Annotated in this window: 17 protein-coding genes; 7 read left to right on the forward strand and 10 right to left on the reverse strand. The window is 49.1% G+C overall.

What is annotated here, in order from left to right:
* Nucleotides 1-45: 45 nt before the first annotated feature.
* The 4 genes from EA58_RS10485 to rsuA form a co-directional block, all read right to left on the reverse strand.
* Nucleotides 46-1,437 carry an MATE family efflux transporter gene (locus EA58_RS10485; RefSeq protein WP_036752216.1) on the reverse strand — a complete coding sequence of 464 codons (1,392 nt, stop codon included), beginning with the start codon at nt 1,435-1,437 and terminating at the stop codon, nt 46-48.
* Between the two features lie 202 nt (nt 1,438-1,639).
* Nucleotides 1,640-2,296, reverse strand: coding sequence for a DUF2913 family protein (locus tag EA58_RS10490; protein WP_036752218.1), 657 nt, complete (start codon nt 2,294-2,296; stop codon nt 1,640-1,642).
* A gap of 32 nt (nt 2,297-2,328) precedes the next feature.
* A complete protein-coding gene (locus EA58_RS10495) occupies nt 2,329-3,519 on the reverse strand; it encodes a Bcr/CflA family multidrug efflux MFS transporter (RefSeq protein ID WP_036752220.1) in 1,191 nt (396 codons plus the stop codon).
* A 489-nt stretch (nt 3,520-4,008) separates the two neighbouring features.
* A complete protein-coding gene (gene rsuA / locus EA58_RS10500) occupies nt 4,009-4,698 on the reverse strand; it encodes a 16S rRNA pseudouridine(516) synthase RsuA (RefSeq protein WP_036752493.1) in 690 nt (229 codons plus the stop codon).
* Nucleotides 4,699-5,000: 302 nt separating this feature from the next.
* On the opposite strand from rsuA, the gene EA58_RS10505 reads away from it, so the two are divergent.
* Both EA58_RS10505 and EA58_RS10510 read left to right on the forward strand, forming a co-directional pair.
* Nucleotides 5,001-5,495 carry a GNAT family N-acetyltransferase gene (locus EA58_RS10505; RefSeq protein WP_036752224.1) on the forward strand — a complete coding sequence of 165 codons (495 nt, stop codon included), beginning with the start codon at nt 5,001-5,003 and terminating at the stop codon, nt 5,493-5,495.
* 131 nt (nt 5,496-5,626) lie between these two features.
* Nucleotides 5,627-7,366 (forward strand): DEAD/DEAH box helicase, encoded by a 1,740-nt coding sequence (locus tag EA58_RS10510; protein ID WP_036752226.1) that lies wholly within the window; start codon nt 5,627-5,629, stop codon nt 7,364-7,366.
* Between the two features lie 69 nt (nt 7,367-7,435).
* Here the strand turns inward: EA58_RS10510 and EA58_RS10515 are convergent, their stop codons facing one another.
* A complete protein-coding gene (locus EA58_RS10515; protein ID WP_036752229.1) occupies nt 7,436-9,592 on the reverse strand; it encodes a TonB-dependent hemoglobin/transferrin/lactoferrin family receptor in 2,157 nt (718 codons plus the stop codon).
* 351 nt (nt 9,593-9,943) lie between these two features.
* Here EA58_RS10515 and rplY point away from each other — a divergent pair, with 351 nt between their 5' ends.
* Nucleotides 9,944-10,222, forward strand: a complete 279-nt coding sequence (gene rplY, locus EA58_RS10520; protein WP_036752233.1) for a 50S ribosomal protein L25 — start codon at nt 9,944-9,946, stop codon at nt 10,220-10,222.
* 78 nt (nt 10,223-10,300) lie between these two features.
* Here rplY and EA58_RS10525 read toward each other — a convergent pair whose 3' ends face one another.
* Nucleotides 10,301-10,552: a DUF1289 domain-containing protein gene (locus EA58_RS10525; RefSeq protein ID WP_036752236.1), complete on the reverse strand. Its 252-nt coding sequence runs from the start codon at nt 10,550-10,552 to the stop codon at nt 10,301-10,303.
* Nucleotides 10,553-10,974: 422 nt separating this feature from the next.
* Here EA58_RS10525 and EA58_RS10530 point away from each other — a divergent pair, with 422 nt between their 5' ends.
* The 3 genes from EA58_RS10530 (at nt 10,975) to EA58_RS10540 (ending at nt 13,957) form a co-directional block, all read left to right on the forward strand.
* Nucleotides 10,975-12,066 (forward strand): TRAP transporter substrate-binding protein, encoded by a 1,092-nt coding sequence (locus tag EA58_RS10530; protein ID WP_036752239.1) that lies wholly within the window; start codon nt 10,975-10,977, stop codon nt 12,064-12,066.
* A 72-nt stretch (nt 12,067-12,138) separates the two neighbouring features.
* On the forward strand, nt 12,139-12,663 hold the full coding sequence (locus EA58_RS10535; RefSeq protein WP_036752242.1) for a TRAP transporter small permease subunit: 525 nt from the start codon (nt 12,139-12,141) through the stop codon (nt 12,661-12,663).
* A 10-nt stretch (nt 12,664-12,673) separates the two neighbouring features.
* Nucleotides 12,674-13,957: a TRAP transporter large permease gene (locus EA58_RS10540; protein WP_036752245.1), complete on the forward strand. Its 1,284-nt coding sequence runs from the start codon at nt 12,674-12,676 to the stop codon at nt 13,955-13,957.
* Between the two features lie 127 nt (nt 13,958-14,084).
* Here the strand turns inward: EA58_RS10540 and EA58_RS10545 are convergent, their stop codons facing one another.
* Both EA58_RS10545 and EA58_RS10550 read right to left on the reverse strand, forming a co-directional pair.
* A complete protein-coding gene (locus tag EA58_RS10545; RefSeq protein WP_051642012.1) occupies nt 14,085-16,487 on the reverse strand; it encodes a DNA polymerase II in 2,403 nt (800 codons plus the stop codon).
* Nucleotides 16,488-16,506: 19 nt separating this feature from the next.
* On the reverse strand, nt 16,507-17,280 hold the full coding sequence (locus EA58_RS10550) for a nucleotidyltransferase family protein (protein ID WP_036752248.1): 774 nt from the start codon (nt 17,278-17,280) through the stop codon (nt 16,507-16,509).
* A gap of 201 nt (nt 17,281-17,481) precedes the next feature.
* Between EA58_RS10550 and EA58_RS10555 the strand changes: the two genes are divergently transcribed.
* Nucleotides 17,482-17,808 (forward strand): HI1450 family dsDNA-mimic protein, encoded by a 327-nt coding sequence (locus tag EA58_RS10555; protein ID WP_036752251.1) that lies wholly within the window; start codon nt 17,482-17,484, stop codon nt 17,806-17,808.
* An 87-nt stretch (nt 17,809-17,895) separates the two neighbouring features.
* Here EA58_RS10555 and emrD read toward each other — a convergent pair whose 3' ends face one another.
* Both emrD and EA58_RS10565 read right to left on the reverse strand, forming a co-directional pair.
* On the reverse strand, nt 17,896-19,077 hold the full coding sequence (gene emrD, locus EA58_RS10560) for a multidrug efflux MFS transporter EmrD (RefSeq protein ID WP_036752495.1): 1,182 nt from the start codon (nt 19,075-19,077) through the stop codon (nt 17,896-17,898).
* Between the two features lie 328 nt (nt 19,078-19,405).
* A complete protein-coding gene (locus EA58_RS10565) occupies nt 19,406-20,005 on the reverse strand; it encodes a GTP cyclohydrolase II (RefSeq protein ID WP_036752254.1) in 600 nt (199 codons plus the stop codon).
* Nucleotides 20,006-20,140: the final 135 nt, after the last annotated feature.

A 20,140-nucleotide genomic window follows, 5' to 3' on the forward strand; every position in this document is an offset into this window, starting at 1 on the left:
CATAATGCAGGCTGTTTTCGCTCGATTGATGAAGAAAATAGAATGTCAGGCGGGTGTGTTTGGGCTCTCGTTCGCAACCAGGTTATTCATCCAGGCTCTTGAACGAATCCGGATGGCTGAGCCGATAATTTTCACGAGTTCTTCCAGCATCAGCATGGCGTAGACCCACTCCAGCGGCAGTTTCAGAATCAATGCGCAAAATGCCGTGATTGGAATGCCAATCCCCCACTGCGACGCCAGATCCTGATAAAAACAGAAGCGCATATCCCCACCTGCACGCAGGACACCGACAATCATTGCCATCGGTAAACTTTTCACTATCATCACGACGCAGAAAATCAGGAAGAAGTTTTCAGTCAGTACTCGGGTTTCTGGGGTCATTGCCGCAAACAGATTCAGAATCGGATCGCGGATCAGCAACATCAGCCCCGCAATAACCACCGCGCAGGCCAGATTAATCACCGAAACAGCCCAAGCCTGACGATACGCCGCTTCCATCTGATTTCCGCCAAGCTGATTCCCAATCAGCACCGCTGACGCATTGGCAATACCAATCAGCATGGCCATTGCCAGCGATTCAATCGGCGTCATCACCGATAAAGCAACCAGCCCATCGACACCGGCCTGTCCGATAATCACGTGGTACATAAAAATACCCCCCGACCAGGCCAAAGCATTCAATGTCGTAGGCAGCGACAATTTCAGGAAACGCTGAATCAGAGCAACATTGATTACTTCCGGATAAATGGACCATTCAAACGCAACAAGATGCTTTTTCAAATGCAGATAACCAAACAACAGCGCCACTTCGACCAGTCCACTGATGGCTGTTGCCCATGCCGCGCCGGCAATGCCATATGCCGGCATTCCCAAGTGACCAAAAATCAGAACCCAATTCAGAAACAGGTTTAGAGCGATTCCCACCGCGCTAAAGAAAGTACTGATACTGGGCTGATGCATCGCTCTCAGCCCCACAGACACACTGCTGCCCCATGACACAGCAAACAGGCTGATGGCCGTAATTTGCAGATATTCAGCCCCTCGGCTGATGACTTCTGCATCATGTGTTGCCAGACCGATCACCAGCTCAGGCATCAATCCGAAAATCAGCGCGGCACACACAGCGACAATCGTCGTCATGAGCATGGTCAGCGCAACACTCTGTTTCATCCCATGCTGATTGCCGGCGCCCCAGTACTGAGCTGCCAGCATTGCGCCGCCGGTGGTCACACCAAACAACATAATCGTCACGACAAAAAGTGCCCTGCCTGCAATCCCAATCGCTGCTACATCCAGCTCATTGAGCTGACCCAGCATCAGAATGTCCACCAGACTCCGGCTGGAAAACAACATAATTTGCAAAGCGATCGGAAAAGCGATGGCCAGCAGACGACGTAAAAATATGCGGTCAATAAATGGCGGAACAGCAGAAGACATACTCATGATGAATAACCGATAGGAAAAATGCAGAAAACAGGAGCAATTTTAATTTCGAGTGATGAAATAACAAGCAAAAAGTCGCTGATTTATTTGATTTTTCTCAATGCCACAAACCACCTCACTCTTCCTTGAAACTGACCTGAAACATCAAGTTTGCACACAAAAAAATACAGCCTTTCGGCTGCATTTTTCTCAAGCTTCAATCTTTCGACATCGTGGGCAATTCCGGCAAATGGCTGCCTGCATTCATCGGGTGCAAAATATATTCACCATGGTATTTCACCAAAGATTTATAATCTGTCACCTTATAAAGAAGCAATCCGTTTTCATATGCCAGATCGATACATTGCTGGCTGTTGCCCCGGACATACACAGACAACGGCTTGATCAGCGCCCCTTCATCACTGAATGCCGCTTTCGCCTGTTTTGCACAAACCACCAGAGACGCTTGGCCGTCGGTATGATGTGTGACTTTTCGATTCACTTCATAGCCCGTTGTCACCATCCATCCGGCGGCTTCCAGCGCCTGATAAAATCTGTGCAATTCGTCAGAATGCACCGGGCGATTCAATCCGTTTTCATTCTGTACCCCAGACAGGGTCCAGCGAATATGCTCAAATTTCTGTTTCAGTTGCGCCTGTTTACCCAGACTGCGCGCCTGTTGCTGCCAGACAAGCAGGGTTTTTGCAACGCAGTGATCATAACGCTGCTGCTTAATCACTCTGGTAATCCAGGCACTTAAAAAATGCGTTTCACTCACCGGGTTATTCGGCGTTTTTCCGGCAGTAATCGAGCCATCCAATTCAGACAGCCCCTCACTCACCAATTGATGCAGCTCTTGATAAAACTCAGCCATATACTTCTTTTCTTGACGATTACTTACGACAATCAGGCATCTTTTGACAGCGCCCAGTAGAACAGTGACGAGAGCACCGCACAGGCGGCCGTTGTACCCGCCAGCGGCCATGCTGATGTGTCTGGCATCAATGCCACGATCCCACCCACAATCGTCCCTGTTCCGAAGCGCATTGTACCAGCCAGAGACGATGCCGTACCTGCCATATGTGGGTATTTGGCTAATAAACAGGCCATTGAGTTACTGGCAACCGTCGAAATCGCCCCAACAAAAAGCATCACTGGAACCACAACGCCCCACAGCCCCAGGTCAAAGACCTGACCGGCAATCAGCCCAACCCCGGCGATCAGTTGAACATTCAGGCCCAGACGTAGCATAAAATGCGACCCCATTTTGCGGACCAGTTTGCCATTGAGCGTGGTCATCACAATCAGACAAACCACATTCAGGCCAAACAACAGACCAAAGTTTTCGGTGCTGACATGGTACAGGTCGATGTAGACAAATGAGCCAACCGTCAGGAAAACAAACATCCCTGCAAACGAGAACCCGCTACTGACCACCAGCCCCAGTGCCGGACCAGATGTCAGCATACGTGCGTAATTTCTGAGGGTCGATCCCAGATGAAACGGCAGACGTTTTTCCGGTGCCAGTGTTTCAGGAATCATCTTCAACACCGCCAGAATCACAATGACAGAGAACAACGCCAGGGACCAGAAAATAGAACGCCAGCCCAGCCAGACCGACAGATAGCCACCGATCAATGGTGCAGCCAACGGGGCAACCGTCATCACCAGCGTCACAAACGACATGGTGCGGGCAAATTCTTCACGCTCAAACATGTCTCTGACCAGTGCCTGAATAATCACTGCGGCGGAAGCTCCCGCAAACCCCTGTGCAGCACGAATCCAGGTCAGTTCTGTGATGTCATTGCTGAGCGCACTGACAACGGCTGCAAGCGCAAAGAGAACCACACCAATAATGAGTACAGGACGACGGCCATAGCTGTCTGACAACGGGCCGTGGAGCAACTGACCAATCGCAAAGCCAGCCGTATAGGCAGTCAGTGTCACCTGAACGGCACTGGGAGTGACAGCCAAATCTTTTGCGATGGTTGGCATCGCCGGTAAATACATATCGATGGCAAGCGGCGTTAATGCAGCGATTGCACCGAGAATCAAAATTAAAGAAAAACTCAGACCAGGACTGTCAGATTTATTCATAAACCACTTATTAGAAGATAAAGGGGAAAGAGAATGATTGTACGACAATTTTCGCTGCGCGAATCTTTCCTGACAGGAAATGATAACTTTCTCTTTTAGCTTTACTAGCAAAAAAATGTGAGTTACATCAGCAGACCGTTCAAAACTGAGCCACCCGAAACCGTCGTTATTGCCTGAGAGTGAAGTTTTACAATTTGTAAATCAGCCTGTGTACTGACTCACTGGGTCCCCCGCCTGCGCCTGTCTTGCCGACAAAACTCCATTGGCAAAAAACAATAAATTCTTATTTATAATCAATAAAATAACATCATTTACCGTGAAGACGGGAATCCACTGAACACGAGATGAAAGTCATCGACCGGACTCATTTTCTTCCCTCATCTTTCGCGCAGTTTATCTTTGAAAGTCACAGGGTCCCCGCCTTCGCGAGGACGACACTTTCTAGTTATAGAGCAATATATTAGAGAAATTCAGACAACTCGTTTCGCCTCAGAAGCCGGCGATTTCTTCTTCAGTCAGAGGCCGGTATTCACCAGGCTCCAGCGTGTCGTCCAGTTCAACAGCGCCAATTTTCTCTCGATGTAAAGCTTCAACTTTGTTCCCAATGGCTGCAAACATCCGCTTCACCTGATGGTATTTTCCTTCTGAAATCGTAATCAGCGCTTCGCGCTCACCCAGAATTTCCAGTTTTGCCGGACGCGTCAGTTCTTTTTCACTGCGAAGCTGAACCCCTTCCGCAAACGCTGTAACCGCCGATTCCGGAATCGGATCAGCCGTTTCCACGTAATACACTTTTTCACAAACATGACGGGGAGACGTGATCCGGTGCGACCACTGCCCATCATCGGTCAGTAACACCAGCCCCGTGGTATCGGCATCCAATCGGCCTGCAACATGCAATTTTTCCGGACTGACTTCGTCAAGCAATACAAAAACAGTCGGATTAAAATCATCAACATGCGAACAAACATACCCCTGAGGCTTATTCAGCATGAAATACTTCGGACCCGTCATCTGCAGCGAACGGCCATCACACTCGACATCACAATCTGGTGTAATTTTCAGGGCGCCATTCTTTACGACGTCGCCATTCACTTCAATTCTTTTATCTTTTAATAACTTACCGGCTTCTTTACGCGTAATTCCCAAGGCCGTACTTAAAAACTTATCAAGCCGCATGGCTGGCTCCAAATGGTGCAAAACCGCCATTATATACTCAAGTCATCTCAAGATGCGCTATTGTGCAAGATTTGCATGACAGAAACCTGTCTGCGGCCTTTCTTGAAGGGGCATCACTCATTGCAACCCCTGTTCACAATTTTTTACATCGCATTCTCTGAACTGCCACTAAGCTCAAAAAGTAGAACATTTCTCCATTTTCACGGTCTTCACTTATAGACAGAAGACATGGGTTATCCGTATAAACACTTGAAGCGAATAACCACCATGTCATGACAACACCGAACAACGAAGGTTGACTTATGAACATCTCACTTGTAGCACCTGGCCTGTCTTCTGCAGACATGTTGCTTACACTTGTTGGGGAACTCTTTGAATATGAAGTCCTGCCGCAAAAGCGCGAGCAAACAACACAGGCAGTTCACCAGATACTCAATAACCCGGAACTGGGCCAGGTTTGGTTCATTGAAATAGACGACAACGGCAATAAGATGATTGCCGGACATATTATCCTGAGCTATAGCTTCAGCCTTGAATATGGCGGCCGAATTGCACTGATCGACCAGTTCTACCTGAGACCCGAATGGCGTCAGCAAGGAATTGGGACGGATCTGATGCCGCAAATTGAGGCACATTGTGCTGAAGCAGGCGTCCACGCCCTGACGCTCGAAGTCAATATCGGGAACAAAGGCGCCCGCAGTTTCTACGAGAAACACGATTTTATCCCGCGCCGCCAGTTCTGCATGATGACCAAAACCATCAAGCCAACAAAGTTACCGCTGAACATCGCTTCTTAAACGTATCTTGATGAACCGAATACAGGGCCCGCAAAACCGGGCCCTGATTGTTACAGCCGCCCTGACACTTGTTTCCCACCGTTCAAAGCCGTTAAACTCCTCCGGCGCTGTTCATCAACCGAATCAATTTCATGTATACACTTCGCCCTTATCAACAAGACTGTGTCAAAGCCACGGTTCACTATTTCCGTAAGCACAGCACACCAGCCGTCCTCGCCTTGCCCACCGGTGCCGGTAAAAGTCTGGTGATTGCTGAACTGGCCCGCATTGCCCGGGGTCGGGTGCTGGTGCTGACACACGTCAAAGAACTGGTTGAACAGAACCACGCGAAATACGAAAGCTACGAATTAAAAGCTTCCATTTTTTCAGCCGGTTTGGGCCGTAAAGAAACCGATCAGCAAGTGGTTTTTGCGTCGGTACAATCAATGGTGAACAGTCTTGACCAGTTTGACGCAGAATTCTCGCTGCTGGTCATCGATGAATGCCACCGGGTGCCGGACGATGAAAACAGTGCCTATCAGCGCGTGATCAAACACTTGCAGTCAATCAACGCCGGGATCAAGATTCTGGGGCTGACCGCAACGCCCTACCGTCTGGGCATGGGCTGGATTTACAAATACCACACCCGGGGTCAGGTTCGCACCGAGCAGGAGCGTTTCTTCCGGGACTGCATTTTTGAACTGCCAATCCGCTACCTGCTGGACGAAGGCTTTCTGACAGAGCCTAAAATCATGGATATGGCCGTGATCGGCTATGATTTCTCCAGCCTGAAACCGGCCAACAATGGCCACTACCGGGAATCCGATCTGGATGCTGTGATTGCAAAATCTTCCCGAGCGACTCCCATGATTATTGAACAGGTCATTGATTACGCTAAAGATCGGAAAGGCGTGATGATCTTCGCCTCGACCGTCAACCATGCCAAAGAAATCATGGGCTATCTGGCCGAAGAAAACGCGGCGCTGGTCGTCGGCGACACCCCGCTGGAGGAGCGGGATCGCATCATCAATGCATTTAAAAATCAGCAGATAAAATATCTGGTCAATGTGTCGGTCCTCACGACGGGGTTTGATGCACCGCATGTCGATTTGATTGCGATCCTCCGTCCGACGGAATCAATCAGTCTGTACCAGCAAATTGTGGGCCGCGGTCTGCGCCTTGCTGAAGGCAAAACTGATTGCCTGGTTCTGGAATATGCCGGGAACTGCTATGACCTGTATCAGCCGGAAGTTGGCGATCCCAAACCGGACAGCAGCAGCGAAGTCATCATGGTGCCCTGCCCGGCCTGCGGCTTCAAAAACAGCTTCTGGGGCAAACTCGACCCGGCTGGCTTTTTGATTGAACACTATGGCCGTCGCTGTCAGGGTTACTTTGAGGATGATGACGGCGAAAGGGAGGAATGCGGCTACCGCTTTCGTGCCAAGTTCTGTGAAGAATGCGGTGCAGACAACGACATTGCAGCGCGGCGTTGCCATCAGTGTGATGCCGTCATGGTCGATCCGGATAAAAAGCTCAGAGATGCACTGAAGCTAAAAGACGCCATGATCATGAAATGTACGGAGATGAGGCTGGAAGCCGGGAAAAACCAGTATGGCAAGCCTCAGTTGAAAGTGACCTATTTCAGTGAAGACGATGGTCATATCAGCGAAACCTGGCAACTGACGAACAAAACCCAGAAAACCGAATTCCTGAAGAAATTCATCAATCCGCATCTGGTTGATCGCCACCGTCCGTTTACAGAAACAGCCCCAACCAAGGTTGCCAGCAATGAACACCGATTGCGCCCGCCGGAAATCATTATTGCCCGTAAAAACGGCCGCTTCTGGGCGATTCGGGATAAGTTGTTCGATTTGGATCAGTACAAACAGTAATGTTGAGATTGAAACGAAAAAAGCCGCACTGAAGTGCGGCTCCTGTCAGGCAGTGCCTTCTATTCAGATTCAGAAGGCGTAATCCACATTCACACCCCAGTTACGGCCTGGCTGTGTATGGCGGTCTAAGCCTTGTTCAGTCGGCTTGTAACCTTCAACATCCTGATAGCGCCAGTATTTCTTATCGAATGCGTTAAACAGACCTGCACGCACCATCAGATTTTCAGTCGGCGAATAATAAGCAGTCAGATCAACCACAGTGTAGCTTGGCGCATCAACATTGGTGTCTTTCGACCAGTCTGAACCTGATTTCGATGCAACATAAACCGCATTGATCTCACTGCCCCAGTCACCACTTGGCGCGTCATAACCAAAGCCCACAACCGATGTAAACGGCGCGACAGAATCTAAGGCTTCACCCGTCTTCTTGTCTTCACCTTCCTGATAAGCCAGAGATACTTTTGCATAAGTACCGCTTGGTGCGTTCAGTGCTTCGTCCAGCCAGAGTTCAGACGCAAATTCAGCACCATAAATTTTGGCCGAATCTAAGTTTTCATTGCTGGTAATTTGAATGCCACTGACAACCTCAGTTTGAGAAGCAATAAAATCTTTATAGTCGGTGTAAAAAGTCGCGATGCTCATCGAGCCGATGCGTCCCTGTGCTCTTGCACCAATTTCGTAAGCAAGACTTTTTTCTGGTTTCAGGTTCGGGTTGGCAACAATCCTGTAGCCGTGCGCCCTATTATCTTTATCTTCATACATTTCACCAATCGTTGGTGAACGGAAACCCTGACTGATCTGAGCGTAAGTATTGAAACTCTCCGTCCAATGATAAACTGCACCCAGACGCCCCGTCACCGCATCACTCTCATGATCAGGCAGACCTGATGAATCAGCTGTTTCAGCCTGATAGTTGTCGTAACGGAGACCGCCTGTCACCACCAGTTGCTCCTGCATTAAATACAATTGATCCTGCAGGAAAATACCGTACTTCACAGATTTTGCATTTGGTACTTCTACCGGGCCAGGTTTCACGGTCCCTGAATCCAGGAAATAGTCTTTATAATCCAGATCAAACTTATTTTGTACAACACTCAAACCATAAGTCAGATCATGACGAGTATTAGAGAGTGCGATGTCTTTATTCAACTGCGCATCAAACTGAATGCTGGAGTCTTCACCGCCACGATAGCGATTCCGATTACCATATCTATCCGTATGATCATAGTTATCATGTTTACTTTCACTACGCTGCCAGTTCAACGCCCAGCTCACCGTATCCACAGCGGCCAAATTAGCCTGCCATTCGTGGTTCAAACCCAATCGGATACGATCATCTTCGTCATGACCACTGACATTGGTATACACGAAACCCGGCATGAAACCACCGCCAGCATCGTAATTTTCCTGGCTCAGAATTTGGGCATCTGTGTCACGTGTATAGTATTCTGCAACCAAGCCGACCCGGTTGGTATCGTTCACCTGAACATACACTTTGCCAAGCACATTATGCGAGGCAAAAGTCTGCGGGTTCGCCTGCCCACGGCTGCGGCCTTCAATATCTGCCCCATCACCATGCGCTTCTGTTTCATGGCCATCCCGATAGGTATAAATCAGCAAACTTTCAATAGCACCGGTACGATTCGCAGCTTCAATTGTGGCTTTGTATTGATCGCTGTCACTCGCATAACCTGTTTTGACAGCCAGATGGTTATTTTCTCCAGTCTGTAATACATCTTCCGGATTTTTCGTTCTCAGCAAGACTGTACCGCCAATGGCATCACTGCCATAGAGGCTTGAGCCCGGCCCTTTGCTCACTTCAACAGCAGTTAAAGTGTCCACCTCAAATCCGTTAGAATACTTACGCATTTGATCGGCCCCCGGATTGTAACCAGCCGGTTGCTCCACATTATCAACCATCACTTTCACCCGGTTTCCAGACACACCACGCACGGTAAAGTCAGAAATACCAAAGCGACCACTGCCATTCACCTGAACACCCGGCTCATACTTCAGCGCATCTTTCAGATCATTTGCGAGATTCTTTTCCATATCCTCCTTTGTGATCTTCGAAACGGAACCCGGGACATCCCTGATACTCTGTTCAGTCCGTGTTGCAGTAATGACCATTTCATCCGTATAAGCTTTCTTTTCCTGGGCTTGCAGTGAAGGAGAAAGGGCCAGTAATACTGAACTGGCAATCAGCGATAATTTTTTGTGGTTCATAATCCCTGCTATCAATTTTTTTATCATTAATATTTCGTATTGGCATGGATTATACAAAAAGAAATGAGAATTACTATCAATATCAGTTCCATTTAGATAGAGATTACACTATTTTTTTGGAACTTCGTCCGAATTATGAAACCAGTTTGAGCAATATCATTGCATGCGCAAAGAAACAATGATTACGATTCCTTTCGCTAAAGTGCTTATTTTTCACTAATTCAACGCGTTTTCAGGAATTGCACTTGTCTGGGGAAATGATGAGTGCTAGTATCCGCGCTCGATTTGACGGTATTCAGTAAGGTCGCATTACGGAATACTTTTTCATTCACTCAATGAAGAGTAAATATCATGAAATTTGAAGCACAAGTACGTTCAGACCTGGGTAAAGGTGCGAGCCGCCGCCTGCGTCACGCTAACAAGTTCCCTGCAATCATCTACGGTGGTGAAGAAGCGCCAGTTTCTATCGAACTGAACCACGATGACGTGATCAACCAAATGGATAAAGCTGCGTTCTACGAAGCAATCACTCTGGTTATCGACGGTAAAGAAGTGAACGTGAAGCCACAAGACATCCAGCGTCACCCATTCAAGCCAAAAGTTCAGCACATGGACTTCATCCGCATCTAATTGTGGTCTGGCTGAAAACGCTGAAGAAAAAGCGCCTTTTAAGGCGCTTTTTTTGTCTTGCTGAACCGGATTCATCCATCAAAACAAGCTTTGTTGTGGATTATCCGTTTCCTGAACAATCCCCGCCTCCTGTTCCCGCTTCCGTCTGAGTAATCGCTGATACCGCTGTCGGCACAGTTTAATGACATGGCGTTTCTGATCATTGTTCATGTCCTGCCAATGAAATCGTTCTTCCCGGCTACGCAGACACCCTTTGCAGTATCCCCGCTGATTGGCCTGGCAAACGCCAATACACGGACTGGGGATCGTAAAGAAATCTAACTGCTCCATTCTCACCCCCAATCTTTGATCCTGATCAATAAATATACACCGAGATAGTACCGAGTTCATGTCTTGAATACCAGTACACACCCCCATCGTTCTATTAATGCACTGTTATTTACACGCTTTTTATCATCAGTGAGCCACTTCACAGTCATTACAAATAATTAACAAAATTACGGACAAATCATCATCCGTAATCACCGCAGAACATGCACCATATAGAGACATATTTATCCTTTATAAACATAGCGTTATGACAATGATACAGACGCTGTACGTAGAAAGACTGAATGCCATGACCTGAAAAAACTTGCCGGGGCATCTCTATCCCTCCGTGTTATTGCGCCTGTTCACGCCTATCCTTTGTTTAATGCTTTGAATGCATAGGGTTTATCCCCGCTATCACAATAAAAATGAGGACGTGAAACATGAGTCTGGTAAAACGTACTGTACGCAATGCGCTGGTTGCTGCCGGCACCGTTGCAGTTTTACTTTCCAGTACCACTGCTTATGCTGCAGAAAAGGTTTATCGATTAAAACTGGCCGAAACCTGGGGCGCAAACTTCCCGATTTTTGGGGACACCACCAAGAACATGGCGGCAATGGCTGAAAAAATGTCCAATGGTCGCCTGCAAATCCGGATTGATTCCGCAAACAAGCACAAAGCGCCATTCGGTGTGTTTGATATGGTGAAAGCCGGCCAGTATGACATCGGCCACTCCGCATCTTATTACTGGAAAGGTAAAGTACCGAACACCCTTTATTTCACCACGATGCCATTTGGTATGGTTGCCGCTGAACAGTACGCCTGGTTCTATCACGGCGGCGGCATGGAACTGATGGAAAAAGTATATGGCCCGCATAATCTGCTGTCGTTCCCCGGCGGGAACACGGGCGTTCAGATGGGGGGATGGTTCCAGAAAGAAATCAAATCCGTTGATGACCTGAAAGGTCTGAAAATGCGTATTCCGGGGTTTGCCGGTGAAGTCCTGGCAAAACTGGGGGCCAGCCCGACCAATATCGCACCCGGTGAGCTTTATACCGCACTGGAACGCCGTACCATTGATGCGCTGGAATGGGTCGGCCCAGGTCTGGACCTGCGTATGGGTTTCCACAAAATCGCGCCTTACTACTACACAGGCTGGCATGAGCCTGCCACAGAGCTGCAATACTTAGTCAACAAGCGTTCCTGGGATCGTCTCCCTGAAGATCTTCAGGAAATTCTGCGGGTGGCGATGCGTCTGTCTGCCTACGACATGTATATTCTGAACACTCACGCCAGTGCAGAAAACTGGTCCACCATGAAGAAAGAATATCCAAACATCAAGGTGATGCACTTTCCGGATGACGTCATGGCAGCAATCCGCAAAGCCAATGACGAACTGTTGACTGAACAGGCAGCGAATGACCCGCTGGCAAAAGAAATTCTGGCATCACAAGCAGCTTATCTGAAGAAAGCCCGTGAATGGACCCTGATTGCCGATAAAGCTTACCTCGACAGTCAGGCACAACAGGAATAATTCGAGTTCAGGCGCCGGCCATTCCGGCGCATTTCTACTTTTTCAGATATGTTGCCTCGCAACGGAGTCCATATGCGAAGCCTGTTAGCTTTTGAGAAAATTATCAACCGGTTTTCCGATCTGCTCGGCTGGATTGCCAGCACCTTATTTATCCTCCTGATGTTCAATGTCTTTTATGACGTCATCATGCGCTATGTCTTCAACTCAGTCTCAATCGCCATGCAGGAAATGGAGTGGCATCTGTTCTCTGCGGTTTTCCTGCTGGGTGTTCCCTTTGCCCTGAAAGCTGGCGGGCACGTTCGGGTCGATGTGTTTTACGAGCGCTTCAGCCCGAAAGTCTGCGCCATCATCGATTTGCTGGGTTCCATTTTCTTTCTGCTGCCTTTTTGCTTGCTGGTGTTCTGGTACGGCATTGATTTTGCCAAAGAATCCTATGCACTCGGTGAATCCAGTGGCGATCCGGGTGGCCTGCCCTATCGCTGGCTGATTAAAAGCATGATTCCGATTGCTTTCCTGTTCATGGCGATCTCAGGAATTGGGATGATTCTGCACAACATCAACCGCCTGATGAATCCAAGCCTGTTCCACGAAAAATAAGGAGTGTTCCGTGGTTGGTATTATTATGTTCGTCGTCGCCCTGTTTGCGCTTCTGCTGGGCTTTCCTGTGGCATTTACCTTTGGTGGCATCGCCCTTTTATTCGGGATCTGGGCGGAAGGACCTGAAATCTTTGCTTTCATGCCCTTCCGGATCATGAGCATCATGCAAAACACGGTGTTAATGGCTGTCCCGCTTTTTGTCTTTATGGGTTTGGTTTTGCAAAAAACCCACCTTGCAGAGCAACTGCTTGAATCGATGGGGAAACTCTTTGGCAGCGTACGCGGAGGGCTGGCCATTTCCACGGTGCTGGTTGGTTCCTTACTCGCGGCTTCGACCGGTGTAGTCGGTGCCTCTGTCGTCGCAATGGGCCTGATTTCTCTGCCGGTCATGATGAAATATCAATACAGCAAAGGCCTGGCAACCGGCACCATCTGTGCTTCAGGAACGCTGGGACAAATCATTCCGCCATCCATAGTGCTGATCCTGCTGGGTGATGTGTTGGGCATTCCGGTCGGTGATCTGTTCCAGGCCGCAATCTGGCCCGGGATTGCGCTGGTACTGGCTTATATTGCTTATATCGTCATCTACAGCTGGTTAAACCCTAAGGCGACACGCCCGATGGAAAGAGACCCCAGTCAATCCCGACAGCAGGAAGTCTTCACCGCCCTGAAAGCCGTGCTGCCACCACTGGCGCTGATTATCGTCGTGCTGGGTTCCATCTTTGCCGGGATTGCGACCCCGACAGAATCGGCGGCACTGGGGGGAGTGGGCGCTGTGATTCTCTCCGTCCTTTATCGCCAGTTTTCCTGGCGTATGCTGTATGACAGTGCTTTCGAAACTGTCAAAGTTACCGCGATGGTTTTCGGTATCTTGCTGGGTGCGACCGCTTTCTCCATGGCCTTTACTTATACCGGCGGGGATTATCTGGTTGAAGAATGGATGATGGCTTTGCCGGGTGAACAATGGAGCTTCCTGATCCTCACCATGCTGATCATTCTGATTCTGGGCTTTTTCATCGACTTTGTTGAGATTTGTTTCATCGTCGTGCCAATTCTGGCCCCAATCGCAGATGCCATGGGCATTAATATGCTCTGGTTCGCGATTTTGATCGCCATGAACCTGCAAACCTCATTCCTGACCCCGCCCTTTGGTTTCAGCCTCTTCTATCTGAAAGGCGTCGCACCTGCTGGCGTGACCACCCGGGATATCTACAAAGGTGTCTTGCCCTTCATCTCAATTCAGATCCTGATCTTAGCCACAGTGCTGCTCTTTCCCGGCTTCTACGGTATGTAACCATTCATGAAAGCAGGCAAATATAGCGCTGGCTGGCACTTTTTCATCAAGTGCCAGCTTGCGTGACTGAAAGACAGAATGACTCAGCCCGATGTTGAACAGGCATTGGCCTTCGTCATAACCTGATTTAGAACAGTCCCAGCTGCGGTGCGATGATGTCATCAAAATGCCGGCCAATAAAAGGCAGAATCCCGTCGGCTATGGGTTTGAGCTGCTTCTCAATGTAATGGTCATAATCAATCGGACTTTGTCTGGCTTCGACCGGTTCCGGGCCGTGCGTTGTGATCACGTATTCAATCCAGCCACCGGTTTGATACTGAAGCGGTCGACCCAGTTGCTGATTCACTTCATCAGCCCGGCGTGCGGCACGAACATGCGGCGGGACATTTTTTTGATACTCAGATAAGTGACGACGTAACCTTTTACGATAAATTAACTTGTCATCGAACAGCCCCTGCCCGGCCTGCTCTACATATTGGCGGACATATTCTTCGACATCTTCCTGATGAAAAACCTTCCGATACAGCGTCTGCTGAAATTCCTGTGCCAGTGGTGTCCAGTCGGTACGAACAGTTTCCAGCCCCTTGAACACCATTTCTTCCACACCATTTCGGATCACAAGCCCTGCATAACGCTTTTTACTGCCGGTTTCCTGCCCCCGGATCGTGGGCATCAGAAATTTGTGATAGTGCGTTTCATATTCCAGTTCCAGCGCCGATTCCAGGCTGTAAGTTTCTTTCAGGTATGCCGTCCACCATTGATTGATCTCCGCCACCAGCCGATTGCCGATTGCATCCGCGTCTTCACTGCTGTGTGCTTTCTTCAGCGACACAAAGGTTGAGTCCGTATCCCCATAGATCACCTCAAAACCTTGTTCCTCAATCCGTTCACGGGTCATTTTCATGATTTCATGACCCCGCATGGTGATCGATGAAGCCAGACGATGATCAAAAAAACGGCAACCCGATGAACCCAGGACGCCATAAAAGGAGTTCATGATAATTTTGATGGCCTGAGAAAATGCTTTCTCTCCATCGCGTTTTGCCTGATCGCGAGCGGCCCAGAGCGCTTCAATCATCTCTGGCAGAAAATGTTTCTCCCGGTGAAAACGGCCGCCCCGAAACCCGGCAATCGCCTGATGGTCCGCTTTACCTTCTTCCAGCAACAGGCCCTCAACCAGCCCCATCGGATCAATCCGGAAAGTACGAATAATCGAGGGGTACAGCGATTTAAAGTCCAGCACCAGAACAGAATCATACAAGCCCGGTTTGGAATCCATCACATAACCGCCGGGGCTTGCAATCCAGTTTTCGCTTTCCAGATTCGGTGCCACATACCCGGCACGGTGCAACTGAGGCAGATATAAATTGGTAAATGCGGCGACAGAACCTCCGACTCTGTCCAGTTCCACCCCCGTCAGACGGCTGCGTTCAATCGCAAACGCCAGCAGATGGGTTTGCTCGAAAATCCGGGTGACCAGTTTGCAATCCTGCAAGTTGTACCGGGCCAGTGAGACTTTGTCTTCACGGAACATCTGGTTGATTTCAGCCATTCTGTCGTACACATTATGAATGGCTTTCCCTTCACCCAGCAGTTCCTGAGACACAGATTCCAGCGACCAGGAACGGAAGTTATATGTCGCTGTTTTCAGCGTATCAATACCGTCCATGACAACCCGGCCCGGAATAGAAATAAAGCCTGAATTCGGATTCTGACTGGACTGACGCCAATGCGGTGTCTGCTGACCGCGGCCGATACGAAACGGCATCTGATGCCACTCAGCCCTTTTCATCAGCAGACGGAAATCAAAATCAATCACGTTCCAGCCAATGATCACATCCGGATCATAGTGCGTAAACCAATCGTGAAGGGCGAGCAATAAAGCTTTCTCGTCACTGACCCATTGGATCCAACCCAGCGCTGATTCGTCCGGGTTCGCAGGCTGGCCGACCATGATCACTCTGCTATCCGCGTCGCTGTGCAGGCCGACAGAATACAAAATGCCTTTTTCGGAACACTCAATATCCAGCGACACCACAGAAAGCTCTGGCTGATAATCCGCCGCTTTGGCTTTTACCTGATGAAATTCTCGATACCCGTTTCTGGCCACCGCAGCCCCGGCAAAAGCAATGCCGCCGCGAATAAATCGTTCCATTAAGTAACGATCGGCCAGACGAATATCATCTTCGTAAACCTTAATCCCCTCTGCGGCCAGCAAAGTCCCCACCTGAAGACTCGTGGTAATCGTCGGGGTATAACAGGCCGACATGTTCTGATGCTGGAAATTCTGCATCTCCAGAGGACGCCAGGTGACCATCACCCCCTGTTGTGCCAGAATTTCCTGTGCCCGTGGCTGATCTGTGGCTGCAATAAAACAAACCGGCTTATCGCCTTCCACAATTAACTGGCAAGGGCCATGATCTGTCTTCACCCAGAGTGTCATTTGTGTTTTCCCGCGCACGTCTCTGCTTTGGCGGGTCAGAACAAAGCCTGTGTCTTGCTGGCTCTGGCGGGTAAAACTTGAATTCATCTGCTTTCTGTCTGTTGGATCAACCGATCTTACGTTCAATTCTCTGCCACTCATCGGCTAGCCATAGACCAAAATGCTGCATCAAAAAGAGCGTCGCTTTTTTCGGGACCTGTATGCGATTTGCCAGCATGGTTGCCCGCTCTGCATCCAGAGATTTTTCCGGATAAACCTTCAGAAAACAGGCCGTCGCATCTTTTAATGACAGCGCCAGTGTTTTCTCCCGATGCATGACCAGCGTAAACCCCGTCCACAACATTTTCTTTCCGATATATTCACAGTAGTCAAGATAATGCGCCATCACGCGGGTTCTCGTAATTTTCTGGCGATACTCGGTTAAGATAGGTTCGAGCGGGCCATTGAATGATTTGGCTGCATCCCAGCTGGGCTCAAAATCACCAAAACTGTCTGATAAATCCTGCCCGCTGATACAGATGCAGCAATGCCGGAGCCAGATCCCCCACTGAAAAATCCCTTCCAGCGACAGCACATCGCGACGCAATGCCTGCTTCACATCGATTCGGGTCACGGCTTGATGTCGTCTGGCAATGTGCCAGCACAAGCTGTGTAAACGGCTGCTTTCCTGCTCCGTCAGCGGTCGTTCGAGAACCAGGGTCAGATTCAGATCAGATTTGCCCGGGATCGCTTCATGCCGGGCCACACTGCCCGACAGATACACGCTGTGCAAAACGCCTTTAAACAGCACTTTGAGATGCTGAAGCATTTCATGAAGGCAAGGCTGAAACACCGGTTGAAACGGTTGACGATTATCAAGGATGGGAAGAAGAGAAGCCAAAAATCTGTTTCCTGAATCACAACTCAATCTGCCTGCATCATAGCATGAAAGTCGTTCAGGAATGGGGATATAGCAATTCAACCGCTGAAATCAGCAGCGCCTTCACGGTTCTGTCAGCAGATCAATCCTTCTCGTGAATAGCCATTTCCCCTGAGAGCTTGTTATACTGCCCGCTCCAATGAACATAAGATTGACCGATACATGGATAATTCAGAACTGATTTCATACGACGATGCCATCGAAGCCGCCTACGATATTTTTCTCGAAATGGCGCAAGACAGCCTCGAACCAGCCGATGTCCTGCTGTTTACAGCACAATTTGACGACCGTGGCGCGGCGGAAGTTGTTGAAACCGGCAGAGACTGGCCAGAACACGTCGGCTTCGCTGTCGAAGGCGAAGCATATGCTGAAGTACGCATTGGTCTGGTCAATGAATCAAACGATGAGCTGGATGATGTCTTCGCCCGAATGCTTATCAGCCGCGACCCGGATCATAAGTTCTGCCACATCTTGTGGAAACGTGACTGAGTCTGCTACGAATCCTATAAAAAACGGCGCTGAATTCAGCGCCGTTTTTTGTCTCAGTGATAACCCGGGACATCCGAATAAGCCAGATTAAACCAGGACTGGGGTTTCTTCCTGTGGCGTGCGTCTGACCCATATCAGGCTGGCGACTGCAAGCATCACCATGGCGACCATGATGGCACCCAGACTGAACTGATCTTTTGCACTGAGCATTGATGCAACCAGAGTCGCCAAGCCCGCCCCCAGGTTCTGCAATCCACCGAGTACCGCGCCCGCCGTACCCGCATGGTATGGGAATGGTTCAATGGCTGCAGTCGTGGTCACCGGGAAAATAATACCCGCACCGATGAAATACATAAAAGCACCACCAATCAGTGAACTCACCGTCACCATCCCTGCCAAACCCGGCAATAATATCGTCAACGCACCGAAACCCAGTGCAGCAAGCCCCAGATACAGTACACGCTGCTGACCCATTCGCTGAACCAGTTGTGCAGACAACCAGGAGCCAAGCATATATCCCGGCAATGGCAGCACAAATAGCCAACTGACCGTGGTTGGATCTAATTTCAAAACGTTACCGAGTAAAACACCCGCTGCCGCTTCAAAGACAGCTAATCCTGCAAAGGTTGCAACCAGACAAACCACATACCCCTGAAACTTACGGTTTCCAAGTACATATTTGTAGCTGGTCGTCACGCGCTCAACCCGCCGCTTCTCTTTCGGAAGCGTCTCGGTGAACTGGCTCAGAACAATCAGTGTCACCGCAGCCCCCAGCACCAGTAAGAAAAGGTAACTGGCGGACCAACCAAAAGATTCCGATAAATACCCGCCCAGAACAGGTGCAATCAGCGGAGAGAAAATCACGCCCATACTGACCAGACTGTTCACCCGATGCAATTCTGCACCTTCATAGCAGTCACGGGTCACTGTCCGGCACATCGCTCCCCCACAGCCGGTGCCCATGCCCTGAATGAAACTTGCCAGCAGGAACATCTCAAAAGACGGTGCAAACAACGCCAGTATCGTCCCTGCGATAAAAATGCTCATGCCCGCCAGCATCACCGGCTTACGTCCAATCCGATCAGACAGTGGCCCGTATACAAACTGAGATAAACCATAAGGAATCAAATAAGCCGCCATCACAGCCTGCAAGAAAGCCGGTTTCACCGTGAAAGCCGCAGCCATTTGTGGAATCGCTGGCACGTACATGGTTTGGGTCATTTGCCCAACCGCAGCCAGAATGATGATCAGAAACAGTATTTTTGCCATACCGGCAGAATAAGATTGCCCGTTCACAACCTCACTCCTTACATGAATACGAAGAAATAATGATAAATACAAGTCATCATAAAACGGCTGAACTGAAAGAAGATTGAGAGATGGACTCAGAAATCACCATCGTCCTCAAGCGCCGCTATAACAACATTTTGAGCGGGATATTATAGTTAGCCTGAAAGAACGACAAGTAAATACTGAGTTTGTCAGCACGATAGTTTATTATGATTAGGATTAGAAAAAGTAATCCAAAAAAGGCGTTTTTCTGAATAAAAAAAGCGAGCTCAGAAGCTCGCTGTTTACAACATCGTCATCACAAGAATCAGTCAAAGTGGAAACGGTGTTTCCCACGACTTGCTTTAGCACGCAGGTAATTTTCATTGCCTTCTTTCATGTGGGCTTTCGTACCGACCACTTCAGTGATTGAAATGCCTAAAGCTTCCAGATCCTGAATTTTTTTCGGGTTATTGGTGATTAACCGAATCGATTCAACACCAAGCGCCTTCAGCATTTGCGCAGCTTCCGTGAAGTCACGCAGGTCATCGCCGAAGCCCAGATGATTATTCGCCTCATAAGTGTTCATGCCCTGGCTTTGCAGCAGATAGGCATCAATCTTGTTGTACAGACCGATACCACGCCCTTCCTGACGCAGATACAGCAGAATACCGCCTTCTTCAGCCATGCGTTCAATGGTTTCATCTAACTGCTCACCACAGTCACAACGGGAAGAATGAAATACATCTCCGGTCAGGCATTCAGAGTGCATTCTGACCAAAGGGGTCGTGTTCTGTTTGTCCGCATTTCGAAAGACAAGAGCAACGTGCTCTTTACCGGAAGCAAGGCCTTCAAAAGAGAGAATATCGGCAGGGATATGGCTGTTTACACCGACTTTAAAGGGGACTCTGGCCCTTACATTTACCATCTTGTTCTATTACCTCTCACACAATCATGGTCTGACGACAACAGATGATTGCTCAGTTATCTACCGACACAGCTCATCAGAGAACTGACTTCAATACGCTATGGGTATGGATGTGTACTGATAATATCTAAAATT

It is taken from the genome of Photobacterium galatheae (genome assembly GCF_000695255.1).
Classification (GTDB): Bacteria; Pseudomonadota; Gammaproteobacteria; order Enterobacterales; family Vibrionaceae; genus Photobacterium; species Photobacterium galatheae.